Annotated in this window: 25 protein-coding genes; 23 read left to right on the forward strand and 2 right to left on the reverse strand. The window is 68.0% G+C overall.

Annotated features, from left to right (window positions below; translation table 11 throughout):
* The first annotated feature begins 26 nt into the window (after positions 1-26).
* A complete protein-coding gene (locus LRH25_RS00260) occupies positions 27-890 on the forward strand; it encodes a LytR/AlgR family response regulator transcription factor (protein WP_231009994.1) in 864 nt (287 codons plus the stop codon).
* Between the two features lie 14 nt (positions 891-904).
* Here LRH25_RS00260 and LRH25_RS00265 read toward each other — a convergent pair whose 3' ends face one another.
* Both LRH25_RS00265 and LRH25_RS00270 read right to left on the reverse strand, forming a co-directional pair.
* Positions 905-2728 (reverse strand): S8 family peptidase, encoded by a 1824-nt coding sequence (locus LRH25_RS00265; RefSeq protein ID WP_231009995.1) that lies wholly within the window; start codon positions 2726-2728, stop codon positions 905-907.
* 165 nt (positions 2729-2893) lie between these two features.
* On the reverse strand, positions 2894-3598 hold the full coding sequence (locus LRH25_RS00270) for a lysoplasmalogenase (protein WP_231009996.1): 705 nt from the start codon (positions 3596-3598) through the stop codon (positions 2894-2896).
* A 168-nt stretch (positions 3599-3766) separates the two neighbouring features.
* On the opposite strand from LRH25_RS00270, the gene LRH25_RS00275 reads away from it, so the two are divergent.
* The 22 genes from LRH25_RS00275 (at position 3767) to LRH25_RS00380 (ending at position 23299) form a co-directional block, all read left to right on the forward strand.
* On the forward strand, positions 3767-4678 hold the full coding sequence (locus LRH25_RS00275; RefSeq protein ID WP_141287882.1) for an SMP-30/gluconolactonase/LRE family protein: 912 nt from the start codon (positions 3767-3769) through the stop codon (positions 4676-4678).
* Positions 4679-4858: 180 nt separating this feature from the next.
* On the forward strand, positions 4859-5344 hold the full coding sequence (locus LRH25_RS00280; protein WP_141287881.1) for an ATP synthase subunit I: 486 nt from the start codon (positions 4859-4861) through the stop codon (positions 5342-5344).
* A 21-nt stretch (positions 5345-5365) separates the two neighbouring features.
* Positions 5366-6244, forward strand: a complete 879-nt coding sequence (gene atpB, locus LRH25_RS00285) for a F0F1 ATP synthase subunit A (RefSeq protein WP_141287880.1) — start codon at positions 5366-5368, stop codon at positions 6242-6244.
* Positions 6245-6313: 69 nt separating this feature from the next.
* Positions 6314-6577, forward strand: coding sequence for a F0F1 ATP synthase subunit C (gene atpE, locus LRH25_RS00290; protein ID WP_141287879.1), 264 nt, complete (start codon positions 6314-6316; stop codon positions 6575-6577).
* An 88-nt stretch (positions 6578-6665) separates the two neighbouring features.
* Positions 6666-7136, forward strand: coding sequence for a F0F1 ATP synthase subunit B (locus LRH25_RS00295; protein ID WP_141287878.1), 471 nt, complete (start codon positions 6666-6668; stop codon positions 7134-7136).
* 3 nt (positions 7137-7139) lie between these two features.
* On the forward strand, positions 7140-7673 hold the full coding sequence (locus tag LRH25_RS00300; RefSeq protein ID WP_141287877.1) for a F0F1 ATP synthase subunit delta: 534 nt from the start codon (positions 7140-7142) through the stop codon (positions 7671-7673).
* A 77-nt stretch (positions 7674-7750) separates the two neighbouring features.
* A complete protein-coding gene (atpA, locus tag LRH25_RS00305; RefSeq protein WP_141287876.1) occupies positions 7751-9301 on the forward strand; it encodes a F0F1 ATP synthase subunit alpha in 1551 nt (516 codons plus the stop codon).
* A 35-nt stretch (positions 9302-9336) separates the two neighbouring features.
* Positions 9337-10221 carry a F0F1 ATP synthase subunit gamma gene (gene atpG, locus LRH25_RS00310; protein ID WP_141287875.1) on the forward strand — a complete coding sequence of 295 codons (885 nt, stop codon included), beginning with the start codon at positions 9337-9339 and terminating at the stop codon, positions 10219-10221.
* A 58-nt stretch (positions 10222-10279) separates the two neighbouring features.
* Entirely contained in the window at positions 10280-11704 is a 1425-nt protein-coding gene (gene atpD, locus LRH25_RS00315) for a F0F1 ATP synthase subunit beta (RefSeq protein WP_141287874.1), read from the forward strand.
* A 126-nt stretch (positions 11705-11830) separates the two neighbouring features.
* Entirely contained in the window at positions 11831-12247 is a 417-nt protein-coding gene (locus tag LRH25_RS00320) for a F0F1 ATP synthase subunit epsilon (RefSeq protein WP_141287873.1), read from the forward strand.
* Between the two features lie 118 nt (positions 12248-12365).
* Positions 12366-13082: a beta-ketoacyl synthase chain length factor gene (locus tag LRH25_RS00325; RefSeq protein ID WP_231009997.1), complete on the forward strand. Its 717-nt coding sequence runs from the start codon at positions 12366-12368 to the stop codon at positions 13080-13082.
* Entirely contained in the window at positions 13079-13867 is a 789-nt protein-coding gene (locus LRH25_RS00330; protein ID WP_141291553.1) for a lysophospholipid acyltransferase family protein, read from the forward strand. The genes LRH25_RS00325 and LRH25_RS00330 overlap by 4 nt, the downstream gene beginning before the upstream one ends.
* Positions 13848-14111, forward strand: a complete 264-nt coding sequence (locus LRH25_RS00335; RefSeq protein ID WP_141291555.1) for a phosphopantetheine-binding protein — start codon at positions 13848-13850, stop codon at positions 14109-14111. Before LRH25_RS00330 ends, LRH25_RS00335 begins: the two co-directional genes overlap by 20 nt.
* 60 nt (positions 14112-14171) lie before the next feature.
* Positions 14172-14441, forward strand: coding sequence for an acyl carrier protein (locus LRH25_RS00340; RefSeq protein ID WP_141291557.1), 270 nt, complete (start codon positions 14172-14174; stop codon positions 14439-14441).
* A gap of 8 nt (positions 14442-14449) precedes the next feature.
* Positions 14450-15001 carry a COG4648 family protein gene (locus LRH25_RS00345; protein WP_231009998.1) on the forward strand — a complete coding sequence of 184 codons (552 nt, stop codon included), beginning with the start codon at positions 14450-14452 and terminating at the stop codon, positions 14999-15001.
* Positions 14998-16719: an ApeI family dehydratase gene (locus LRH25_RS00350; protein ID WP_231009999.1), complete on the forward strand. Its 1722-nt coding sequence runs from the start codon at positions 14998-15000 to the stop codon at positions 16717-16719. The genes LRH25_RS00345 and LRH25_RS00350 overlap by 4 nt, the downstream gene beginning before the upstream one ends.
* Positions 16716-17459, forward strand: coding sequence for a glycosyltransferase family 2 protein (locus LRH25_RS00355; RefSeq protein ID WP_141289671.1), 744 nt, complete (start codon positions 16716-16718; stop codon positions 17457-17459). Before LRH25_RS00350 ends, LRH25_RS00355 begins: the two co-directional genes overlap by 4 nt.
* The gene (locus tag LRH25_RS00360; RefSeq protein WP_141289670.1) at positions 17456-18400 is read left to right on the forward strand and encodes a lysophospholipid acyltransferase family protein; all 945 of its coding nucleotides are present in this window, start codon (positions 17456-17458) and stop codon (positions 18398-18400) included. Before LRH25_RS00355 ends, LRH25_RS00360 begins: the two co-directional genes overlap by 4 nt.
* Positions 18393-19928, forward strand: coding sequence for an HAL/PAL/TAL family ammonia-lyase (locus tag LRH25_RS00365; protein ID WP_141289669.1), 1536 nt, complete (start codon positions 18393-18395; stop codon positions 19926-19928). Before LRH25_RS00360 ends, LRH25_RS00365 begins: the two co-directional genes overlap by 8 nt.
* Positions 19921-20346 carry an acyl-CoA thioesterase gene (locus LRH25_RS00370; protein ID WP_141289668.1) on the forward strand — a complete coding sequence of 142 codons (426 nt, stop codon included), beginning with the start codon at positions 19921-19923 and terminating at the stop codon, positions 20344-20346. Before LRH25_RS00365 ends, LRH25_RS00370 begins: the two co-directional genes overlap by 8 nt.
* Positions 20343-20957 carry a LolA family protein gene (locus tag LRH25_RS00375; RefSeq protein ID WP_141289667.1) on the forward strand — a complete coding sequence of 205 codons (615 nt, stop codon included), beginning with the start codon at positions 20343-20345 and terminating at the stop codon, positions 20955-20957. The genes LRH25_RS00370 and LRH25_RS00375 overlap by 4 nt, the downstream gene beginning before the upstream one ends.
* Before the next feature lie 17 nt (positions 20958-20974).
* Positions 20975-23299: an MMPL family transporter gene (locus LRH25_RS00380; protein ID WP_231010000.1), complete on the forward strand. Its 2325-nt coding sequence runs from the start codon at positions 20975-20977 to the stop codon at positions 23297-23299.
* The last annotated feature ends 4 nt before the right edge of the window (positions 23300-23303 follow it).

Genomic DNA, 23303 nt, shown 5'->3' on the forward strand with positions numbered 1-23303 from the left:
GCCGACGGCCCGCTAAAGTAAGCACCATGACCGACGCCGCTGCTTCTCCTTCCTCCCCTTTCCCGCCCGCCCGTGCGGTGCTGGCCGACGACGAGCGGCTGATGCGCGAACAACTGCGCGCCCGGCTGGCCGAGGTGTGGCCGGCGCTGGAACTGGTGGCCGAAGCCAAGCACGGTGCCGAGGCGGTCGAACTGGTCGAGCAGCACCGGCCGGACGTCGTCTTCCTGGACATCCGCATGCCCGGCATGACGGGCGTGGAGGCGGCCAAGCAGATTGCGCAGATGGACGTGGGCGACGACGGCTGGCTGCCGGAGATCGTCTTCATCACCGCCTACGACCAGTACGCGGTCGAGGCCTTCGAGCAGGGCGCGGCCGACTATGTGCTCAAACCCGCCGAGCGCGACCGCCTGCAGCGCACGGTTGAGCGCATCACCAAGCGCCTGGCCGCGCGGCGTGCGGCGGACGACGCCGGCTCGGCACCGGCCGCCAGCAGCGCGGCGCTGGACGGCCCGCCGATCCAGCAGCTGCTGCACCGGCTGGCGGCAGGCGGCAGCGCGCAGCCGCAGTACCTGAAGTGGATCCAGGCGACGGTGGGCCAAGGCATCCAGATGATCCCGGTCGAGGACGTGCTGTTTTTCATCAGCGACGAGAAATACACCCGGGTGCAGACGCTGCAGGTCGAGGCCCTGATCCGCAAGCCGATCAAGGAGCTGGTCGACGAGCTGGACCCGCAGCGCTTCTGGCAGATCCACCGCTCGACGCTGGTCGCGGTGAACGCCATCGGCTCGATCACGCGCGACTTCCGCGGCCGCCAGATCGTGGCCGTCAAAGGCCACAGCCAAAAATTGGAAGTGAGCCGCAGCTACGCGCACCTCTTCAAAGGCATGTAGCTCGGGCGCTTCACTTATCTCGTGACTTCCAAGGTATAGCGGCCGCCGCTGTCGCCGACGCCACCACTGGCGCGAGAGACGCGCACGAACAGGTCGGCAGCGGTGCTGGCGCTGTTGGTCCAGCTGAGTTCGTCGGTCAGGCCCTTGGCGCGGACGCTGGTGGCGAGCACCACGCTCTTGGTGTTGCGGAATGCCAGGTTGTAGTCGGACTCGGCATTGCCGATCAGCCGCGCCTTCACCGTGCCTTTGGCCGGGACGCTGATGCGATAGGTGTCCAGGTCGCCGTTGGCGTTGATGCTGCCCTTGACCTTGGCCGGGAAGCTGCTCAGCAGCTGGGCCTGGGCGTGGCTGTTGTTGGGTTCGACTTCGGTGACCAGCGTGGGGGCGCTGCCGGCGAGGAAAACCGCATTGACCGCGGCGGCGGCGTCCACAAGCCCGGTGCCGCAACTGGTGCAGGCGCCGGGGATCTTGCGGGTGCTGCTCTTGATCAGCACTTCGACTTCGTCAGGCGTCAGCGCCGGGTTGCGTGCCAGCATCAGCGCGGCCACGCCCGCCACGTGCGGCGTGGCCATCGAGGTGCCTTGTTCGACGCGGTAGCTGTCGCTGCCCACCGTCAGCATGCCGGTGTTGGAGGTCGACAGCACGCCGTTGGCGCTGCCGGTGGCCATGTCGCCGCCGGGCGCGGCCACGTCGACTTCGGCGCCGAAATTGGCGTAGCTCGCGCGCTTGCCTTCACGGCTGAGGGCGGTGACGACGATCAGGTTGCGACAGTTGGCCGGTGAATACTTGGCTGTCGCGCCGCTGTTGTTGCCAGCCGCGGCGACCACGGTGGCGCCCAGGCTGCGGGCCTGGTCCAGCGCCGACTGCATCGTGGCCGAACAGCTGCCGCTGCTGCCCAGCGACAGGTTGACGACCCTGGCCTTGCTGGCCGCCGCGGCCACGCCGCTGACGCTGCCGCCAGCGGCCCAGACGATGCCGCTGGCGATGTCCGAGTTGTAGCCGCCGCCGCAGCCCATCACGCGCACCGGCAGCAGCCTGGCACCATGGGCCACGCCGGCCACGCCGAGGTTGTTGTTGGCGACCGCGGCCAGCGTGCCGGCGACGTGCGTGCCGTGCCAGCTGGCGGCCGCGGTGCCGCAGCCGTCGCCGGGATCGGTCGCGTCGGCGTCACGGCCATCGCCATCGGCGGCGGTGGTCTTGTTGGCAACGAAGTCGTAGCCGGCGAGCAGGTTGCCCACCAGGTCGGCATGCGGGCGCACGCCGGTGTCGACCACGGCAATGGTGACGCCGCTGCCTGTGGAAAGGTCCCAGGCGGCCGGCAGGTTCAGGCCGGCAGTGGCCTCGAAGTAGTGCCACTGCTGGCCGTACATCGGGTCGTTGGGCACCGATTGCGGCTGCATCAGCAGGTCCGGCTCGGCGTAGGCGATGTTGGGGTCGGCTGCGACCATGGCCGCTGCGACCTGGCGCAGCTCGGCGGCGCGGGCCCAGCGGTTCAGGTGCAGCACCTGCGCGCCTTGCGCGGTGCTGTGGCTGTCCAGCGCCTGCAGGCCGAAGCGCTGCAGGTGCTGCTGGGTCCTGTTGGCGGCGCTGAGCAGGGTGCGGCGCATTGGCGTGGTCTCGGCCGTGCGGTAGGCGATGACCAGGCGGTCGGTCCAGGCGTCGGCTTCGAGTGCGGGGTCAACGGTGACGGCCAATGCGCGCGCATGGGTCGGGCCGGGCCACAGTGCGGCGGCGCCGCCGGCCAGCAACAGCGCGGCCAGTGCTATGCGGGCCAGGGCGGCGGCAGGCGAAGCCGGCATGGCCTTGGCGCGGGCCGCGTCGGCTCGGGCATGGCGCATGAAATGGGGTGTGGAAGATTCGGTACGGAGCGGCATGCCGGGCAGTCGTGGGCTCGTCGCAGATCGACGTCCCTCTGCTTTCGTCCGCCGCGCGCCGGGATCCAGGGCTGGACCCTGCCGCGCCTGGCGCTGGCGTGCACTGCGTCACGCGATGGGCCCGAGTCGTCAGCGGTCCCTTCGCGGCGCCGGCAGCGAGCCGGCAATGCAGGCCTGGGCCAGCCAGTAGCTGGCCAGCACCCACAGCGTGTCCAGCGGCACCGGCGGGCGGAACTTGTTCGTCGCCAGGATCGCGTCCGACAGCATGAACAGCGCGCCGCCCAGTGCTGCGCGGCGCAGCCAGGGTGCGGCAGCCTGGTCGCCACGGCCATGCCACCAGCGGCCCAGCGCCAGCCCGGCCATGCCGGCCAGCGCCAGCACATAGACCACCACAGGCAACTGCAGGTCTGTCGGCACGCCGGGCCACAGCCGGCTCAGCACGACGGCGGCAACCAGGCCGTAAAGCAGCAGGCCCGGCGCCCACACGCAGCGCCCTGGCCCGCGCGTGAAGCCGAACATGTAGGCCAGGTGGGCCAGCAGGAAGCAGATCAGCCCGGGCAGGAAGCCTTGTTGCGGCCACATCAAGGCCACATCGCCTCCCAGCGACAGCCACAGCCCCGCCAGCAGCGCTGTGCGGGCCGGATGCTGCCGGCCGCGCGGCCAGGCCCAGGCGATCAGCAGCAGCGTGGTCAGCGGCTTGAAGGCGAAGTTCAGCCAGGGCCGGTTCAGCGCCCACGGCGCGGCGGCAATCGCCAGCGCAGCGCTGATGGCGGCCAGGCGCAGCAGCCAGGCGGTCGAGATGCCGGCGGCGCGCGGCAAGGGCAGGGACGTCATCGGCCAAAGTGTCGGACCGGGCCCGCGGGCCGGCCATGCGGAGAAGGCCCCATTGCCTGGTCTTGGTAACCGGGATGTTCCTGCGCCGGCTGGCCGGCCGCGACAATGCGGGCCGGGCTGGCGGCGCTGCCGGCCGTTCACCTGACGAATCTGCCAAGGACCGTGCCGATGCCTGCCGAATTGCTGTTCGACCCCCATCCGCTGCCGGTGGCGCCCTCGCTGCTGGGCGAGTCGCCGTTCTGGCACCCGGAGCAGGCGGCGCTGTACTGGTGCGACATTCCAGGCAAGACCTTGAACTGCTTCCATCCGGCCACCGCGACGCACGAACATTGGGCCTTCGAGACCGAACCCTGCAGCATCGCACCACTGCTGGGCGGCGGGCTGATGCTGGCCATGCGCGATGGCTTGTGGACCTTCGACACGCGCAGCGGCGAGCGCAGCCGCTTGGCGCGGCCGCCCTACGATCCGCGCAAGGAGCGTTTCAACGATGGCAAGGCCGATGCGCAAGGCCGCTTCTGGGTTGGCACGATCTACGAGCCGCGCGAGCCGGCGCTGGCGGCGCTGTACCGCTGGTCCGGCGAGCACCTGGCGCGCGTGGCCGGCGACGTGACGGTCAGCAACGGCCTGGCCTGGAGCCCGGACGGCCGCACGCTGTACTGGAGCGACACCAAGGCCCACACCATCCATGCGCTGGACTTCGATCCGGCCAGCGGTGAACTGTCGCGCCAGCGGGTCTTCGCTAGCTTTCCGTTGAAGCAGGCCGGCCAGGACCTGGCGTCGTATGGCGGCCGGCCCGATGGCGCGGCGGTCGACAGCGAGGGCTGCTACTGGGTCGCGATGTTCGAGGGCCAGCGGCTGCTGCGCCTGGCACCCGACGGCACGCCGCTGCAGGAAGTGGCGCTGCCGGTGCGTTGCGCGACGATGCCGTGTTTTGGTGGCGACGACCTGCGCACCTTGTACGTGACGACCTCGCGCGAAAACCGGCCGGCCGAAGAGTTGCAACGCCAGCCCTGGGCCGGTTGCGTGCTGCAGATGCGGGTCGAGGTGCCGGGGCTGCCGGTGCATTTCGCCCAGGTTTGAGGCGTGGCGCGAGGCTCGGCAGGTGCTGGCACCGAACCGGGGCTGGTGTCAAGCAGAGCCGGAACAATTCCGGCGGCCTTGGCAGGCCAAGACCGACAGGTTTTGGACAGGCAGGCTTTCACCCTATAATTCCGAGGCTTTGTCGCCCCCAATGTCCTTTACCAAGGAACTTTTTTGTCCATGTCAGATCGGCAAGCCCGCTTTGACCGCTGGTCAGATTCCGAGCAAGAGGGCGATGAGCCAAAGTTTCAAGCCCTGAATCGCGAGCAGGCGCAAGCCCTCGCGGCGCGGCACCCATCGGTGTCGCCATGGCGGGTGGTCGCGGTGCAGGCCGTGGTGGGGTTGGTGCTGGCCACGGCGACATGGCTGGTCACAGGTCGACAGGGGTGGGCGTGGTCGCTGCTGTATGGCGCGGCTGCGGTGGTGGTGCCGGGTGCCTTGATGGCGCGCGGCATGACCAGCCGGCTCAGCAGCTTGGCGCCCGGCGTTTCCGCCGTGAGCTTCATGCTGTGGCAGTTCGGCAAGATGGGGATTTCGGTGGCCATGTTGATGCTGGCCCCGAAGCTGGTGCCTGACCTGAGCTGGCCAGCCTTGCTGGTGGCGCTGGTCCTGTGCATCGAGGTTTATTGGCTCGCGCTGTCGTGGCGTGGTCGCCGCAAGCGTTGAACGAACGAGAAGCAATCAATCATGTCAGCTGAAGGTCCAGTCGCAGAGCACGCGCCCACCGCCGGTGAGTACATCGTTCATCACCTGACCCACTGGCGCAACAAGGAGTTGAACGGCCCGTTCGACCTCTCGGTGGTCAGCTGGGACTCGATGTTCTTCTCCATCGTGCTGGGTGTGCTCACCTGCTTCGTGCTGTGGCTTGCCGCGCGCAAGGCCACGTCCGGCGTGCCGGGTCGCTTCCAGGCAGCCGTCGAGATCCTGGTCGAGATGGTGGAAAACCAGGCCAAGGGCATCGTGCACAACGCCAACAGCCGCAAGCTGGTCTCGCCGCTGGCGCTGACGGTGTTCCTGTGGATCTTCGTGCTCAACGCAATGGACCTGCTGCCGGTCGATCTGCTGCCCTGGATCTGGGAGAAGATTGTTGTTGCCAATGGCGGCGATGCCCACCACGCCTACCTGCGCTCGGTGCCGACCGCCGACCTCTCGGTCACGATGGGCATGTCACTGGCCGTGCTGATCGTCTGCCTGGTCTACAACGTCAAGATCAAGGGCCTGGGTGGCTGGATCCATGAGCTGTTCTCGGCGCCGTTTGGTGACCACTGGGCGCTGTATCCCTTCAACTTCTTGATGCAGATCATCGAGTTCGTGGCCAAGACCGTCTCGCACGGCATGCGGCTGTTTGGCAACATGTATGCCGGCGAACTGATCTTCCTGCTGATCGCCCTGATGGGTGGCGCTTTCGCCTCCGTCGGTCTGGGCACCGGCATCGGTCTGGCCATCGGCCACATCATTGCCGGCTCCGCCTGGGCGATCTTCCACATCCTGATCATCACGCTGCAGGCCTTTGTGTTCATGATGCTGACGCTGGTGTACATCGGCCAGGCGCACGACTCGCACTGACAGCGGCCGTTCAGGATTTCTCTCGCTTTTCCCTTTTCGTAAACATAACCTCTCGACCTAGGAGTCATCATGGAAGTCATCAGCTTTGTTGCCCTCGCCGCCGGCCTGATCATTGGTCTGGGCGCGCTCGGTGCTTGTATCGGCATCGGCGTCATGGGCAGCAAGTACCTGGAATCCGCCGCTCGCCAGCCCGAACTGATGGGCGAACTGCAGACCAAGATGTTCCTGCTGGCCGGCCTGATCGACGCGGCGTTCATCATCGGTACCGGTATCGCGCTGTGGTTCGCCACCGCCAACCCTTTCCTGGGCCAGATCCAGCAGCTCGCCAAGTAATCGGCGTCTGTCGAGTTTGAGAGGCCGGGCGCACCCCCACAGGGTGCGCCTTGTGCTGAATGTCCCAGTCACCGTTTGAGGCAATAAAGTGAGCATCACCGGTACCCTCATCGTCCAGATGATCGTCTTCCTGATCCTGGTCGGGTTCACGATGAAATTCGTCTGGCCGCCGATTGCCGCCGCGCTCGACGAGCGTGCGCAGAAGATTGCCGCCGGCTTGTCTGCCGCCGACAAGGCCAAGGCCGAGTTGGTTGCTGCCGACAAGAAGGTCCAGGCCGAGCTGTCCGCCGCAAAGGACAGCGCCGCCAAGCGCCTGGCCGATGCCGAGCGTCTGGCCCAGCAGTTGGTGGAAGAGGCGAAGGCCCGCGCCAGCGAAGAAGGCGCCAAGATCGTTGCCGCCGCCCATGCCGAAGCGCAGCAGGAGTCCACGAAGGCCCGCGAGGTGCTGCGTGAGCAGGTCGCCGTGCTGGCAGTCAAGGGCGCTGAAGCGATCCTGAAGCGCGAAGTCAACGCCGGCGTTCACGCCGAGTTGCTGACCCGCCTGAAGACCGAGCTGTAAACCATGGCCGAGCTCGCAACCATCGCCCGTCCCTACGCGGAAGCCATGTTCAAGGCCGTCGCTGGCGACAACGCCGCCGCACTGGCCGAACAGCTGGAAGCCGTCGGCCAGGTCGCCGGCAACCCGCAGCTGCGCCAGTTTGCCGACAGCCCCAAGGTCATCGCCAGCCAGGTGTTCGAGCTGATCGCTGGCGTCGCCAACATCAGCCTGTCGCCCAAGGTTGCCAACCTGCTGACTGCCGTGATCGACAACGGCCGACTGGTTGCGCTGCCCGAGATCGCGGCGCAGTTCCGCGCGCTGGTCAACGCCAGCAGCGGCGTGTCGGACGCCCGCATCGCCAGCGCTTTCCCGCTGTCGGACGCGCAGCTGGCAGAGACCGTCGCGGTGCTCGAACAGCGCTTCGGACGCAAGCTCAATGCCGCAGTGGAGATCGACGAGTCGCTGATCGGCGGCATCCGCGTGGTCGTGGGAGACGAGGTGCTGGATACCTCGGTCAAGGCGCGCCTCGAGCAGATGAAGTCAGCGCTGACCCACTGAACGCGCCGCACGCCCCCGCATCCGCACATTCATCCTTCGGCAGCCGCAAACGGGCTGCCGCGCTTTCGGAGAAAGCAATGCAACTCAATCCTGCAGAAATTTCGGAACTGATCAAGAGCCGCATCGAGGGCCTCGGCACCTCGACGGACATCCGCAACCAGGGCACCGTCGTCTCGGTGACCGACGGCATCGTCCGCGTGCACGGCCTGTCCGATGCGATGCAGGGTGAAATGCTCGAATTCCCAGCCACCAAGGATGGCGTGCCCAGCTACGGCCTGGCGCTGAACCTGGAGCGCGACTCGGTCGGCGCGGTGATCCTGGGCGAGTACGAGCACATCTCCGAAGGCGACACCGTGAAGTGCACGGGCCGCATCCTGGAAGTGCCGGTCGGCCCCGAGCTGATTGGCCGCGTGGTCAACGCCCTGGGCCAGCCGATCGACGGCAAGGGCCCGATCAACGCCAAGATGACCGACGTGATCGAGAAGGTCGCCCCGGGCGTGATCGCCCGTAAGTCCGTCGACCAGCCGGTGCAGACCGGCTTGAAGTCGATCGACTCGATGGTGCCCGTCGGCCGTGGCCAGCGCGAGCTGATCATTGGCGACCGCCAGACCGGCAAGACGGCCGTGGCCGTCGACGCGATCATCAACCAGAAGGGTCAGAACATGACCTGCGTCTACGTTGCGATCGGCCAGAAGGCTTCGACGATCAAGAACGTGGTGCGCGCACTGGAACAGGCCGGCGCGATGGAATACACCATCGTCGTCGCTGCTTCGGCTTCCGAATCGGCCGCGATGCAATACGTGTCGGCCTACTCCGGCTGCACGATGGGCGAATACTTCCGCGACCGCGGCCAGGACGCGCTGATCGTCTATGACGACCTGTCCAAGCAGGCCGTGGCCTACCGCCAGGTTTCGCTGCTGCTGCGTCGCCCGCCGGGCCGCGAAGCTTTCCCTGGCGACGTGTTCTATCTCCACAGCCGCCTGCTGGAGCGCGCCGCCCGTGTCAACGCCGACTACGTCGAAGCCTTCACCAAGGGTGAAGTCAAGGGCAAGACCGGCTCGCTGACCGCGCTGCCCATCATCGAGACGCAAGCTGGCGACGTTTCGGCCTTCGTGCCGACCAACGTGATCTCGATCACCGACGGCCAGATCTTCCTGGAAACCAGCCTGTTCAACGCCGGCATCCGCCCCGCCATCAACGCCGGTATCTCGGTGTCGCGTGTCGGTGGTGCTGCGCAGACCAAGCTGATCAAGTCGCTGTCCGGCGGCATCCGGACTGACCTGGCCCAGTACCGTGAACTGGCTGCGTTCGCGCAGTTCGCTTCCGACCTGGACGAGTCGACCCGCAAGCAGCTGGACCGCGGTGCCCGCGTGACCGAACTGCTCAAGCAGGCCCAGTATTCGCCGCTGCCGATCAGCCTGATGGGCGCGACGCTGTATGCGGTGAACAAGGGCTTCATGGACGACATCCCGGTCAAGCGCATCCTGGCCTTCGAAGCCGGCCTGCACCAGTTCCTGAAGGCCAGTCACGCCGCCCTGCTGGCGAAGCTGGAAGCCGACAAGGCCATGGACAAGGTTGCCGAAGATGAACTGTCCGGCGCCATCGCCGCGTTCAAGAAGTCTTTCTGACCCTGCCCTGACGCAACGCTGAAAGGAGCACCGTCATGGCGGTTGGAAAGGAAATTCGCGGCAAGATCAAATCGGTGGAGAACACCAAGAAGATCACCAAGGCCATGGAAATGGTTGCCGCCTCGAAGATGCGCAAGGCGCAGGAGCGCATGCGCAATGCGCGCCCGTACAGCGACAAGATCCGCAACATCACGGCCAACCTGTCGCAGGCCAACCCGGAATACCACTCGCCCTTCATGAGCACCGAGCACCGCACCGGTGTCACGGGCTTTGTGGTAGTGACGACGGACAAGGGTTTGTGCGGCGGCCTGAACACCAACGTGCTGCGGGCCGTCACCGGCAAGATGCGCGAGGTGCAGGAAGCAGGCGGCAAGTCGCAGGCCGTGGCCATTGGCAACAAAGGCTTCGGCTTCCTGAACCGCGTCGGTGCCCAGGTCGTCAGCCATGTCACGCAGCTGGGCGACACGCCGCAGCTCGATCGCCTGATCGGCCCGGTCAAGGTCATGCTGGACGCCTTCGTCGAAGGCAAGGTCGACGCGGTCTACCTCTGCTACACCCGCTTCATCAACACGATGAAGCAGGAGCCTGTGGTCGAGCAGCTGCTGCCGCTGAAGGCCGACAGCCTGGCCCAGACGCCGGCCGAGAAGTCGGCCTACGGTTGGGACTACCTGTACGAGCCGGACGCAGCGACCGTGATCGACGAGTTGTTCAAGCGTTACCTCGAAGCGCTGATCTACCAGGCCGTGGCCGAGAACATGGCGTCCGAGCAGTCGGCGCGCATGGTGGCCATGAAGGCGGCCACCGACAACGCGGGCACCTTGATCGGTGAGCTCAAGCTCATCTACAACAAGACCCGCCAGGCGGCGATCACCAAGGAACTCTCCGAGATCGTCAGCGGCGCGGCCGCGATCAGCGGTTGAGCCGGCAGCGCCGCAGCCAGACCCGAATACAGCGAATCAAAGATTGAAGGACACCGAAATGTCGAACACTCAAGCAGCCACGGCCGCCGTGGGCAAGATCGTCCAGTGCATCGGCGCCGTCGTGGACGTCGAGTTCCCGCGCAACCAGATGCCGCGCATCTATGACGCGCTGAAGATGGAAGGCTCGGCGCTGACGCTGGAAGTCCAGCAGCAGCTGGGCGACGGTGTGGTGCGCACCATTGCGCTGGGCTCGTCCGACGGCTTGCGCCGCGGCGTGATGGTGACCAACACCGGCTTCCCGATCACCGTGCCGGTGGGCAAGGCCACGCTCGGCCGCATCATGGACGTGCTGGGCAACCCGATCGACGAGCGCGGCGAGGTCTCACACGAGCTGACCGCCTCCATCCACCGCAAGGCCCCGGCCTACGACGAGCTGAGCCCGTCGCAAGAGCTGCTGGAAACCGGCATCAAGGTGATCGACCTGATCTGCCCGTTCGCGAAGGGCGGCAAGGTCGGCCTGTTCGGCGGCGCTGGCGTCGGCAAGACCGTCAACATGATGGAGCTGATCAACAACATCGCCAAGGCCCACTCCGGTCTGTCGGTGTTCGCTGGCGTGGGTGAACGCACCCGCGAAGGCAACGACTTCTATCACGAGATGGCCGACTCCAAGGTCGTCAACCTCGAGAACCTGCCGGAGTCCAAGGTCGCGATGGTCTACGGCCAGATGAACGAACCGCCGGGCAACCGCCTGCGCGTCGCGCTGACCGGCCTGACGATTGCCGAGTCCTTCCGCGACGAAGGCCGCGACGTGCTGTTCTTCGTCGACAACATCTACCGCTACACGCTTGCCGGTACCGAAGTGTCCGCACTGCTGGGCCGCATGCCTTCGGCCGTGGGCTACCAGCCGACGCTGGCCGAAGAAATGGGCCGCCTGCAGGAGCGCATCACCTCGACCAAGGTCGGCTCGATCACCTCGATCCAGGCCGTGTACGTCCCTGCGGACGACTACACCGACCCGTCGCCTGCGACCACCTTCGCCCACTTGGACTCGACCGTCTCGCTGTCGCGTGAAATCGCCTCGCTGGGCATCTACCCGGCCGTCGACCCGCTGGACTCGACCTCGCGCCAGATCGACCCGAACGTGATCGGCCAGGAACACTACGACACCACCCGTGCCGTGCAGTCCACGCTGCAGCGCTACAAGGAACTGCGCGACATCATCGCCATCCTGGGCATGGACGAACTGGCACCGGAAGACAAGCTGGCCGTCTCGCGCGCACGCAAGATCCAGCGCTTCCTGTCGCAGCCCTTCCACGTCGCCGAAGTCTTCACCGGCTCGCCGGGCAAGTACGTGCCGCTGAAGGAAACCATTCGCGGCTTCAAGATGATCGTGGCTGGCGAATGCGACCACCTGCCGGAACAAGCGTTCTACATGGTTGGCACGATCGATGAAGCCTTCGAGAAGGCCAAGAAGATCCAGTAAGACTTCGCATTCGGGCCTGATGCGTCGTTGCTCTCCTCGCCGTACGGGTGTACGGCTGAGGGGAGCGCCTAGCCTGAGGCCCGACTGCTCGCTTACTGAAACTTCTTGAACTTGAGGAACACGAGCATGGCAACCATTCACGTCGACGTGGTCAGCGCTGAAGAGTCGATCTTCAGCGGCGAGGCCAAGTTCGTCGCGCTGCCGGGTGAAAACGGCGAGCTGGGCATCTTGCCCCGCCACACGCCGCTGATCACCCGCATCAAGCCGGGCGCGGTGCGCATCCAGCGGGCCGACACGGGCGAAGAAGAGTTTGTCTTCGTTGCCGGTGGCATCCTGGAAGTGCAGCCGGGCTCGGTCACCGTGCTGGCTGACACCGCGATCCGCGGCCACGACCTGGACGAAGCCAAGGCCACCGAGGCCAAGAAGGCCGCCGAAGCCGCGATGAAAAACGCCAAGAGCGACATCGACCTGGCGCTGGCCCAGGGCGAATTCGCCACCATGGCCGCCCAACTGGCCGCCATCCAGCGCCTGCGCAAGAAGTAAGCTGCAGCGCGCAGCGAACCCCGCAAGCCCGCCGCGATCCAGGTCGTGGCGGGCTTTGTGCTTGTGGGGCTTCAAGTTCGCCGCAGCCGTCGCCCTCTCATTCGCCCACCGTCTCGCCATGCCAAGTTTTCGCATCCTGCGCTGGGCGGCCTGGGCACCGGGCCTGGACGATCCCGCCCACTGGCTGGATTGGCTGGCCGCTCCGCGTGCCTTGCCGGCAGACGGACTGGCGTCGTTGAGCGAAGTGCCGGCCATGGCCCGGCGCCGCATCGACCCGCTGGGCCGCGCCGCGCTGCAGGTTGCCTTCCAGGCCCAGGGCGCCGACGCCGGCGGCCCGGTGGTGTTCGCCTCGCGCTGGGGCGAGATCGCGCGCTCGGTGGCGATGCTGCAGCAACTCGCGGCCGACGAGCCGCTGTCGCCGACCGCCTTCAGCCTGTCGGTGCACAACGCGCAAAGCGCGCAGTACTCGATTGCCCGCGGCGACAGGTCCAATTTCCTCGCCGTGGCGGCCGGGGCGCACAGCGCCGAAGCCGGTTTTGTCGAAGCCCTGGGTCTGCTGGCCGACGGTGCGGAGCAGGTCACCGTCGTCTGCTCCGATGGTCCGCTGCCAGCGCCTTATGCCGATCTGGCCGAGCCGCCAGGCTTGGCGCCGCTGCGCGCCTGGGCGTGCTTGATCCAGCCCGGCAGCGAGCTTTCGCTGCAGACCACCGCGCCAGGTCCGACCGAGGGCAACGCGGCCTTGGGCGACCTGGCCGTGCTGCGCTTCCTGGTCGGCACCGACACGCAGCTGCAGCGTGGCCGTTGGCGTTGGCTGCGCGCATCGGCGGCCCCATGATGGACCGCCTGCGCCGCATGCGCGGCCTGCTGGCGACCGCGTTGGCTTTTGGCAGCTTTGGCGCCGGCGGCGTGTTGCTGTGGCTGGTCATTTTTCCGTTGCTGACCTTGGTCGTGCGCAACCCGGTGCGCCGCGCGAGGCTCGCGCGCTCAGCAGTGCACCACCTGTTCCGCGCCTTCATCGGCTGGATGCGGCTGCTGCGCCTGATCACCTACGAGGTGCGTGGCCTGGCGCGTTTGCAGCGCAGTGGCCTGCTGGTGCTGGCCAATCACCCCACGCTGATCGACGTGGTTTTCCTGATCTCGCTGATCGACAACGCCGACTGCGTGGTGAAGTCCACACTCGCCCAAAATCCGTTCACGTGCGGTGCGGTGCGCGCAACGGGCTACATCTGCAACAATTCAGGGTCGGAATTGCTGCAAGACTGCATAGACAGTGTCAAGAACGATGGCAACCTGATCATCTTTCCCGAAGGCACGCGAACGCGCCCGGGCCAGCCCATGAAGATGCAGCGCGGCGCGGCGCAGATTGCGCTGCGTGGCGGCATCGACATCACGCCGGTGTCCATCCAGTGCCAGCCCCTGGGGCTGACCAAGGGGGCGCCGTGGTGGCGGGCCGCGCCGGTGCCGCTGCATTTTGTGCTGACGGTGGATGAAGACATCCCGGTCGCGCCTTTCATGGCAGCGGCAGGGCAGGAGACTGCGTTGGCCGCGCGGCACCTGACAGACCATTTGATCGGCCATTTCTCGAGGGTAAGAGGGAGTGATGGAAGCGCTGGAACGTGAAATCAAGGAGCTGCTGATCTCGGCGCTCAACCTCGAGGACCTGCGTCCCGAGGACATCGACGCCGAACAGGCCTTGTTCGTCGAAGGCCTGGGGCTGGACTCGATCGATGCGCTCGAACTCGGCCTGGCGCTGCAGAAGCGCTACGGCGTCAGCATGGCGGCCGACTCGGCCGAGACCCGCCGTCACTTCGCCAGCGTTCGGGCACTGGCGCAGTTTGTCAGCGCCGCCCGCATGCCCGCCTGATCGCCCCGACAGATGACTCAGCGGCAAGCCAGTGCCGCCCGCCAGCCCACGAGTTCCAGCATGACCAACCAAGACATTTTCGAGCGCCTGCGCGACATCCTGGTCGAAACCTTCGACATCGCGCCCGACCGGGTCGTGGCCACCGCCCGCCTGCACGAAGACCTGGACATCGACAGCATCGATGCGGTCGACCTGATCGTCCGGCTCAAGCCGCTGGTCGGCAAGCGCCTGCAGCCGGAGGCCTTCAAGGCCGTGCGCACGCTGCAGGATGTGATCGACGCGCTGCAGGGCCTGATCAAAGCCCCTGACGCCGCCGAAACCAGCGCCTGAGTCCGGCCATGCGCTGGGGCCTGGTGGTCGTGCTGACCGCCGCCTACCCGCTGCTGGTCTACCTGGGTCTGGGGCGTTTCGAGCCGCGCTGGCTGGCCTTGCTGCTGGCCGCGCTGGCGGTGGCGCGCGCGCTCGCCAGCCCGCGGCGCGATCCGTTCTGGTGGTGGGCCGCCGCGGCAGCGCTGCTGCTCGCCGCCACCACCGCCTTGATCAACCAGGCCATGCCGCTGAAGGTCTATCCGGTAGTGGTGAACCTCGGCCTGCTGTTGCTGTTCGGCGCCAGCCTGCGGCACCCGCCTACCGTCGTCGAGCGCATTGCCCGCCTGACCGAGCCGGACCTGGACGCCGCCGGCGTGCGCTACACCCGCTGTGTCACGCAGGTCTGGTGCGGTTTTTTCGTGCTCAACGGCAGCCTGGCGCTGTTCACCGCCTGCTGGGGCGACGACAAGCTCTGGGCGCTCTACAACGGCCTGATCGCCTACCTCCTGATGGGCAGCCTGATGGGCGGCGAATGGCTGGTGCGCCGCAAGGTGCGCGCGGCACAGAAAGCCACGCCATGAGCGACTGGACCGACCTCTGCCGCCTGATGTGCGCGGACGGTGCCGACCGGCCGGTCGCGCGCAATGCCGCCGGCGAGGTCGTCACGCTGGGCAGCCTGCGCCTGGCCGCCGGCGCGTGGCAGGCCACCTTCGCGGCACAGCCCGGCCAGGCCGTGGCACTGCACTTCGAGGACACGCTGGACTTCAGCGCCGCGCTGTTCGGCGCCTGGCACGCCGGCAAGATCGCCTACCTGCCCGGTGAGCTCACGGCCGCGACGCTGCAGGCGCTCGGCACCCAGGTCGCCGGCCTGGCCAGCGACGCGGCGGAAGACTTCGCGCTGCCACGGCTGCGCTCGTCGCCCGCGGCCGAACCGCTGCCGGTCTTGCCGCTGAACCCGCAGGCCGAGCAGCTCGTGCTGTTCACCTCCGGCAGCACCGGCGAACCGCAGGCCATCACCAAGCGGCTGGACCAGCTGTTCGTCGAAGTTGCCGCGCAGCAGCAGGCCTTTGGCGCGCGCGCCGGCCAGGCCGAAGTGCTGGGCACCGTTTCGCACCAGCACATCTACGGCCTGCTGTTCCGCGTGCTGTGGCCACTGGCCAGCGGCCGGCTGCTGCATGCGCGGCGCCTGGCCTACATTGAAGACCTGCCGGTCGCCTTGCGTGCGCTGCCCAACACCGCGCTGCTGATCGGCAGCCCCGCGCACCTGAAGCGCCTGCCGCCGGCCTTGCCGGACGACAGCTTCACCGCGCGCGTGGCGCTGGTGTTCTCGTCCGGCGGACCGCTGCCAGACGACGCGCTGCCGGACTGCCGGCGCCTGTTCGGCCAGGCGCCAATCGAGGTCTACGGCAGCAGCGAAACCGGCGGCATCGCGTGGCGCCAGCGTTCGGGCGAGGTGCATTCGCCGGTCTGGCGCGCCCTGCCAGGCGTGGCCTGGCGGGTCGACGGCGAACGGCTGCAGGTTTCGTCGGCGCACCTGGCCGAAGCCGGCTGGCAGGACAGCGAAGACAGGGTGCGCGCCAGCGACGAAGGCTTCGAGCTGCTGGGCCGGCTGGACCGGGTGCTGAAGATCGAAGGCAAGCGTGTCTCGCTGCAGGCCATCGAGCAGGCGCTGCTGGCCACCGAATGGCTCGCCGAGCTGCGCGTGCTGGTGCTGCCCGGCCTGCGCGAACAGCTGGCCGTGGTCGGCGTGCCGACCGAGGCCGGCTGGGCGCTGCACGCCCAGCAAGGCCGCGCCGCAATGGCCGAAGCGCTGCGCCGCCAGCTGCAGCCACTGCTGGAAACCATGACGCTGCCGCGCCGCTGGCGCTTCGTCTCGCACCTGCCGGCCAACGCGCAAGGCAAGACCACCGCGCAGGCACTGCAGGCCTTGTTCGACCCGCGCCGTCCGGCGATGCAGGTGCTCAGCCAGAGCGCGACCGAGGCCACGCTGCGCATCTGGCCAGACGCCACGCTGCCGCAGTTCGACGGCCACTTCAGCGGCCACCCGGTGCTGCCCGGCGTGGCCCAGGTCGAGTGGGCCTTGCTGTTTGCGCAGGAACTGTTTGGCCTGCCGGGCGCGCTCCGTGCGCTGGAAGCGCTGAAGTTCCAGCAGGTCATCCGCCCCGGCCAGGCGCTGCAGATGCAATTGACGATGCAGGCCGCGCAAGGCAAGCTGGTCTTCAAGCTCGAATCCGACTCAGGCCCGCATGCCAGCGGTCGCGTGCTGTTCGAGCTGCCCGCCGCCGAGGCCACGGCATGACGCTGGGTGCAGTGATCCCGGTCTACAACCATGGCGAGGCCATTGGCGCCGTCGTCGCCGCCGTGCGCGCCCACGGCCTGCCGGTGCTGCTGGTGGACGATGGCAGCGAGCCCGGCTGCGCGGCGGTGCTGCAAACCTTGGCGGCCGATCCTGTCGGTCGCGTGCAGTTGCTGCGGCTGGCGCAGAACCAGGGCAAGGGTGGCGCGATGGTGGCCGGCTTTCGCCGTGCCGGCGAACTCGGCTGGACCCATGTGCTGCAGATCGATGCCGACGGCCAGCACGACGCGGCCGACATCCCGCGCTTCGCCGCACTGTCCGCCGCCAACCCGGCGCACATGATCTGCGGCTGCCCGGTCTACGACGACAGCGTGCCCAAGGCACGGCTGTATGGTCGCTATGCCACGCACCTCTGGGTCTGGATCAACACGCTGTCGCTGGCCATCCAGGACTCGATGTGCGGCTTTCGCATCTACCCGCTGGCGCCCACGCTGGCGCTGGTCAACGAGGTGCACATCGGCCGGCGCATGGACTTCGACACCGACATCGCCGTGCGCCTGTTCTGGCGCGGCATGCCGTTCATCAACCAGCCGACGGCGGTGCACTACCCGACCGACGGCGTCTCACACTTCCGCGCGCTGCGCGACAACGTCCGCATCAGCGCGATGCACACGCGCCTGTTCTTCGGCATGCTGCCGCGTGCGCCATTGCTGCTTTGGCGGCGTTGGACGAATTCGGCATGACCGCTGCTGCGAAGCCCACGGCGCGCCATTGGGCGCAGATGGGTGAGACGACATTTGTCGCGGGCATCTGGTTGCTGTACGGCCTGCACCGCATCGCAGGCCGGCGAGGCTTCCGGCTGCTGATGTGGCCGGTCGTGCTGGTGCATTGGCTGACGCGCCCGACGCTGCGCGAGGCAAGCCTGGATTACCTGCGCCGGCAGCAAACCACGAACCGGCTGTGGCCGCACGAGCCCGGCTGGCGCCAGGGCCTGCAGCACGTTGCCTTGTTCGCCGAGACCATGCTGGACAAGCTGCTGGCGATGGCCGGCCGCTACCCGGCCGGCAAGGTGCGCCTGGACGGTGCCGAGGCGGTCGCGCAGCAGGCACTTTCCGGCGGGGGCGGCGTGCTGGTCACGGCCCACATCGGCTGCCTGGAGCTGTGCCGCGCAATGGCCCAGCGCCAGCCGGCTTTCAAGCTCAACGTGCTGGTTCACACGCGGCACGCGCAGGCCTTCAACCGCATCCTGCAGCGCCTGCAGCCGGGCGCGGCGCTGAACCTGATCGAGGTCAGCGAGATCACGGTTGCCACCGCCATGCTGCTGGCCGGCAAGCTCGCAGCAGGCGAGTTCGTCGCCATCGCTGGTGACCGTGTGCCGCTGCATGGCGGCCGCACCGTGACGGTCGACTTTCTCGGCAGCCCGGCCCCGCTGCCCATCGGCCCCTACGTGCTGGCCAGCCTGCTCAAATGCCCGCTGTATTTCCTGGGTTGCCTGCATGAAGGCGACGGCTACGCGATGCATTTCGAGCGGCTGGCCGAGCAGGTGCTGCTGCCGCGCAAGCAACGCGAAACGGCGCTGGCCGAACATGCGGCGCGCTATGCCGAATGCCTGGCGAGGCTGTTGCGGCGCTCGCCTTACGACTGGTTCAATTTCTACCGCTTCTGGGACCCCGCCCATGCTTGAGACCTCCCCCGTCGTGTTTGACGGTCACCGCCTGTGCATCGAGGACGTGGTGGCGCTCGCGCGTGGTCAGCGCACCGCGAAGCTGAGCACCGAACCGGCCTTCACCGCGCGCATCCAGGCCGGCGCCGACTTCGTCGCCAAGCTGCTGGCCGAAGACGGCGTGATCTATGGTGTCACCACCGGCTACGGCGACTCCTGCACCGTCGTCATCCCGCCTGCGCTGGTGGCCGAGCTGCCACGCCACCTGTACACCTACCACGGCTGCGGCGCCGGCGCGATGCTGGGCCCGCAGGAGACCCGTGCGGTGCTGGCCACGCGGCTCAACTCGCTGGCCCAAGGCGTGTCCGGCGTCAGCCTGGACCTGCTGCGCCAGATCGAAACCCTGCTGCGCGAAGACCTGCTGCCGCTGATCCCGTCCGAAGGCTCGGTCGGCGCCAGTGGCGACCTCACGCCGCTTTCCTACCTGGCCGCCGTGCTCTGCGGCGAGCGCGAGGTGATGTGGCGCGGCGAGCGCTGCAGTGCCGCTTCCGCGCTGCAGGCGCTGGGCGTGGCGCCGCTGACGCTGCGGCCCAAGGAAGGCCTGGCCATCATGAACGGTACCGCGGTGATGACCGCGCTGGCCTGCCTGGCCTGGCAGCGCGCCGACTACCTGGGCCGCATGGCGACAAGGCTCACCGCGATGAACGTGCTGGCCAGTGCCGGCAATGCGCACCACTTCGACGAGGCGCTGTTCGCCGTCAAGCCGCATGCCGGGCAGCAGCGCGTCGCCGCGCGCATCCGCGAAGACCTGGCCAGCGATCGACCCAGTCGTAACGAGCAGCGCCTGCAGGACCGCTACTCGCTGCGCTGCGCGCCGCACGTCATTGGCGTGCTGGAAGACGCGCTGCCCTTCCTGCGCCAGCTGATCGAGAACGAACTCAACAGCGCCAACGACAACCCCATCATCGACGCCGAAGAAGGCCGCGTGTTGCATGGTGGCCATTTCTACGGCGGCCACATCGCGTTTGCGATGGACGCGCTGAAGACCGCCGTCGCCAACGTCGCCGACCTGATGGACCGCCAACTCGCGCTCTTGGTTGACACCCGCTTCAACCATGGCCTGCCGTCCAACCTCTCGGGCGCCAGCGGCGAGCGCGCGGCCATCAACCACGGCCTGAAGGCGCTGCAGATCAGCGTCTCGGCCTGGACGGCCGAAGCGCTGAAGCTGACCATGCCAGCCTCGGTCTTCTCGCGCTCCACCGAATGCCACAACCAGGACAAGGTCAGCATGGGCACGATTGCCGCGCGCGACTGCCTGCGCGTGCTGGAGCTGTCCGAGCAGGTGCTGGCCGCAATGTTGATCGCTGCGCGCCAAGGTGTTGCCCTGCGCGACCGTCAGCAACCACTTTCGCTCAGCCCCGCGCTGGCCGCGATGCAAGCCGACCTGGCAGCGCGCATCCCGCTGATCGAGGAAGACCGCGCGCTGGACGGCGAGCTGCAGCGCCTGATCGTCGGCCTGCGCGAAGAAGCCTGGAGCCTGTATGACTGACAAGCCGAGCTTCGTGCACGAGATCGAGCTGACGCCGGCCTTCCACGACCTGGACCCGATGAACGTTGTTTGGCATGGCCACTACGTCAAGTACCTGGAAATCGCCCGCTGCGCACTGCTGGCCCGCTTCGACTACGACTACCCGCAGATGCGCGACTCCGGCTTCGCCTGGCCCATCGTCGACATGCGGCTGAAGTACGTCGCCTCGGCCACCTTCGGCCAGCCGCTGCGCATCCGCGCCGAGATCACCGAATGGGAAAACCGGCTGCGGCTGGACTACCTGATCAAGGACGGCGCCAGCGGTCGCGTGCTGACCCGCGCCCACACCATCCAGGTGGCCGTGGACGTCAGCACCGGCCTGATGGCCTACGTCTGCCCTCCTGTGCTGTGGCAGCGCCTGGGCGTGCAGCCGACATGAAGCGGCGTGACCTGCTGATCGCCGCGACCGCCGTCGCCACAGGTCTGTCTTGGGCCGACGACGGTGCCGCGCTGGTGCGCGAGCTGCAGTCGCGCCTCACGCAGCCGGCCTGGCTGCACGGTGAGTTTGAGCAGGTAAAAGAGGTGCCTGGTTTCAAGAAGCCGCTGGTCTCGCGTGGCGACTTTGTCGTTGCGCGTAGCAAGGGCGTGCTCTGGCGCACCAGGCAGCCGTTTGCCAGCGAACTGCGCCTCACACGCGACCAGGTGCGCGCCAGCCAGAGCGGCGTCACGTCCTTCCAGCTGGACGCTTCACGCGAGCCGGCGCTGCGGACCATCAATGCCTTGATGTTCGCGCTGCTCAATGGCGAGATGGCCGGCCTGGCCGAGCTGTTCACGCTGCAGGCCCAGCTGCAGCCCAAGACCTGGCAGCTCTCCCTCACGCCGCGCCAGCCAGCGCTGCAGCAGTTCCTGCAGCGCATCGAACTGGAGGGCGATGCATTCGTGCGCCGCCTCGTCATCCTGGAGACCAGCGGCGACCGCAGCACCATCGCCTTCAGCAACCTGCGTGCGGATGCCGCACCGGGGGCTGGCGAGGCTGGGCTGTTCGAGTGACTTCAGGTCCGCGCGCCTTGCGTTGGCTCGCCCTCGTGTGGCTGGCCTGGGCGCTGCTGTGCCTGGGCCACAACGCCTGGCTGTGGACCCGCAGTGGCACGCTGCTGGACACCGACGTGCTGGCCATGCTGCCGCGGGACGAGCGCGACCCGTTGGCCGCCAGCGCCACGCGCCTGATGGCCAGCGCCGCCGAGCGCCGTGTCATCGTGCTGGTGGGCGGCAGCGACTGGCCCGCTGCCTGGCGCGCGGGCGACGCCTTTGCCGCCAGCCTGGCCGGCCAGACGGTCGCCACGCTGCGCTACCGCGTCGACGACCAGGCACAGCGGACCTGGCTGGACTTCTACGCGCCGCACCGTGCCGCATTGCTCAGCGCCAGTTCCCGCGAGCAGCTCACGCAGCAAGGCGCACCGCAGCTGGCAGACCAGGCGCTGGCCTGGCTGTACCAGCCGGTGGCCGGCCCGCGCGTCGGCCGCTGGGCGGACGACCCGCTGAACCTGCTGGGCCAGTGGCTGGCCGAGCGCTCGCAGCTCAGCCGTGTGCGCGTGCTGGACGGCCGGCTCGCGTTGCAGGACGGCACCCAGTCCTATGCCGTGCTGATGTTGGAACTGCAGGCCTCGGCTTTCGACATTGCCGGCCCGCAGGCGCTGCAGCCGCTGCTGGCAAATGGCCGCGCCGCCGCGCTGCAGACCTCGCCAAAGGCGCAGGTGATCCAGGGCGGCGTGCCGCTGTTTGCTGCCGCTGCGGCGGCGCAGGCGCAGCACGAGGTGCACACGATTGGCATCGGCTCGCTGGTCGGCATCGTGTTGCTGACGCTGCTGGTCTTCCGCTCGCTGCGCCCGCGGCTGCTGGTCACGCTGTCGATGGCGGTGGGCCTGCTCACCGCCATCACCGTCTGCGCACTGGTCTTTCAGCGCCTGCACCTGATCACGCTGGTGTTTGGTGCCAGCCTCTTGGGCGTGGCCGAGAACTACGGCAGCAACTACTTCAGCGCCCGCCTGGGCCTGGCGCCCGAGCAGCGCTGGCAGATGCTGCGCGAGCAGGCGCCGGTGATGGGCCTGGCGATGCTGACGACGGTGATTGGCTACGCGCTGCTGGCGCTTACGCCGTTCCCCGGTCTGCAGCAGATCGCCGTGTTCTCGGCCGTCGGCCTGCTGGCGGCCTTCATCACCGTGCTGCTGTGGTTCCCGCTGCTGGACGGCGGGCAGATGCAGCCGACCCGTTTCGCGCAGTGGCTGGGCGGCTGGCGCGCGCGCTGGCCGCAGTGGGGCAGGCAGCCGTTCACCGCGCTGGGTGTGGCTGCGGTGGTGATCGTGACCGCCGCCGGGGCCTGGCGTTTCCAGGCCAACGACGACATCCGCCAGTTGCAGAACGCACCGGCCGCGCTGGTGCAGGACCAGCGCGAACTCGGCCGGCTGATGGACCTGCCCGGCGTCGCGCAATTCTTCGTCGTGCAGGGCCAGGACGAACAGCAACTGCTGGCCCGCGAAGAAGCGCTGACCAACCGGTTGCGCGCGTTGCAGGGCGCGGGCCAGCTGCGCGGCTGGCAGGCCGTGTCCGACTGGGTGCCTTCGGCCGCGCGCCAGGCGCAGGACTTGGCGCTGTTGCACCAGCGCTTCGACGGCGAAGCCGGGCTCACGGCTCTGCTGGCACAGCGCCTGGAACAGCCGGTCGACAGCCCGCTGCCGGCCCAGGCACCGCCGGCGCTGACGCTGCAGGCCTGGCTGGCCTCGCCGGTTTCCGAGCCGCTGCGCCACCAGTTCCTCGGCCATCTGGGCGACGGCCCGGCCAGCGCGGTGCTGCTGCGCGGCTCCGAGTCTGCCGAAGCCCGCACACGCCTCGCCGCTTTGGCCACCGAATTGCCCGGCGTGCGCTGGGTCGACAAGGTGGCCGATGTCTCGTCGCTGCTGGGCCGCTACCGGGTGCGCATGAGCGGCGTGATCCTGCTGGCCTACACGCTGGTCTGGGCCGCGCTGGCCTGGCGCTTCGGCCGCGCGGCCTGGCGTGCGCTGCTGCCCACCGCGCTGGCCAGTGTGTTGACGGTGGCGCTGCTGGCGCTGGCCGGCCAGCCGCTGCAGTTGTTCCATGTGCTGCCGCTGTTGATCCTGCTCGGCCTGGGCGTGGACTACGGCATCTTCCTGCTGGAGCGGCCGGCGCCCGAGGCGACACGGCCGTTTCTCTCCGTCACGCTGGCCGCCGCCTGCACGCTGCTGTCCTTCGGGCTGCTGGCGCTGTCCGGCACGCCAGCGCTGCGGGCCTTCGGGCTGACACTGCTGATCGGCGTGACACTGGCCTGGGCCCTCACGCCTGTTTTCTTGCCCCGCTCCCCTTCTTCATCGAACTGACCCT

The organism is Ideonella azotifigens, assembly GCF_021043325.1.
Taxonomy (GTDB): domain Bacteria; phylum Pseudomonadota; class Gammaproteobacteria; order Burkholderiales; family Burkholderiaceae_C; genus Ideonella; species Ideonella azotifigens.

Bases quoted from the DNA above. Each gene is read 5' to 3' on its own strand.
- LRH25_RS00260 (WP_231009994.1), top strand. From the start codon at position 27: ATGACCGACGCCGCTGCTTCTCCTTCCTCCCCTTTCCCGCCCGCCCGT.
- LRH25_RS00265 (WP_231009995.1), bottom strand. From the start codon at position 2,728: ATGCGCCATGCCCGAGCCGACGCGGCCCGCGCCAAGGCCATGCCGGCT.
- LRH25_RS00270 (WP_231009996.1), bottom strand. From the start codon at position 3,598: ATGACGTCCCTGCCCTTGCCGCGCGCCGCCGGCATCTCGACCGCCTGG.
- LRH25_RS00275 (WP_141287882.1), top strand. From the start codon at position 3,767: ATGCCTGCCGAATTGCTGTTCGACCCCCATCCGCTGCCGGTGGCGCCC.
- LRH25_RS00280 (WP_141287881.1), top strand. From the start codon at position 4,859: ATGTCAGATCGGCAAGCCCGCTTTGACCGCTGGTCAGATTCCGAGCAA.
- atpB (WP_141287880.1), top strand. From the start codon at position 5,366: ATGTCAGCTGAAGGTCCAGTCGCAGAGCACGCGCCCACCGCCGGTGAG.
- atpE (WP_141287879.1), top strand. From the start codon at position 6,314: ATGGAAGTCATCAGCTTTGTTGCCCTCGCCGCCGGCCTGATCATTGGT.
- LRH25_RS00300 (WP_141287877.1), top strand. From the start codon at position 7,140: ATGGCCGAGCTCGCAACCATCGCCCGTCCCTACGCGGAAGCCATGTTC.
- atpA (WP_141287876.1), top strand. From the start codon at position 7,751: ATGCAACTCAATCCTGCAGAAATTTCGGAACTGATCAAGAGCCGCATC.
- atpG (WP_141287875.1), top strand. From the start codon at position 9,337: ATGGCGGTTGGAAAGGAAATTCGCGGCAAGATCAAATCGGTGGAGAAC.
- atpD (WP_141287874.1), top strand. From the start codon at position 10,280: ATGTCGAACACTCAAGCAGCCACGGCCGCCGTGGGCAAGATCGTCCAG.
- LRH25_RS00320 (WP_141287873.1), top strand. From the start codon at position 11,831: ATGGCAACCATTCACGTCGACGTGGTCAGCGCTGAAGAGTCGATCTTC.
- LRH25_RS00325 (WP_231009997.1), top strand. From the start codon at position 12,366: ATGCCAAGTTTTCGCATCCTGCGCTGGGCGGCCTGGGCACCGGGCCTG.
- LRH25_RS00330 (WP_141291553.1), top strand. From the start codon at position 13,079: ATGATGGACCGCCTGCGCCGCATGCGCGGCCTGCTGGCGACCGCGTTG.
- LRH25_RS00335 (WP_141291555.1), top strand. From the start codon at position 13,848: ATGGAAGCGCTGGAACGTGAAATCAAGGAGCTGCTGATCTCGGCGCTC.
- LRH25_RS00340 (WP_141291557.1), top strand. From the start codon at position 14,172: ATGACCAACCAAGACATTTTCGAGCGCCTGCGCGACATCCTGGTCGAA.
- LRH25_RS00345 (WP_231009998.1), top strand. From the start codon at position 14,450: ATGCGCTGGGGCCTGGTGGTCGTGCTGACCGCCGCCTACCCGCTGCTG.
- LRH25_RS00350 (WP_231009999.1), top strand. From the start codon at position 14,998: ATGAGCGACTGGACCGACCTCTGCCGCCTGATGTGCGCGGACGGTGCC.
- LRH25_RS00355 (WP_141289671.1), top strand. From the start codon at position 16,716: ATGACGCTGGGTGCAGTGATCCCGGTCTACAACCATGGCGAGGCCATT.
- LRH25_RS00360 (WP_141289670.1), top strand. From the start codon at position 17,456: ATGACCGCTGCTGCGAAGCCCACGGCGCGCCATTGGGCGCAGATGGGT.
- LRH25_RS00365 (WP_141289669.1), top strand. From the start codon at position 18,393: ATGCTTGAGACCTCCCCCGTCGTGTTTGACGGTCACCGCCTGTGCATC.
- LRH25_RS00370 (WP_141289668.1), top strand. From the start codon at position 19,921: ATGACTGACAAGCCGAGCTTCGTGCACGAGATCGAGCTGACGCCGGCC.
- LRH25_RS00375 (WP_141289667.1), top strand. From the start codon at position 20,343: ATGAAGCGGCGTGACCTGCTGATCGCCGCGACCGCCGTCGCCACAGGT.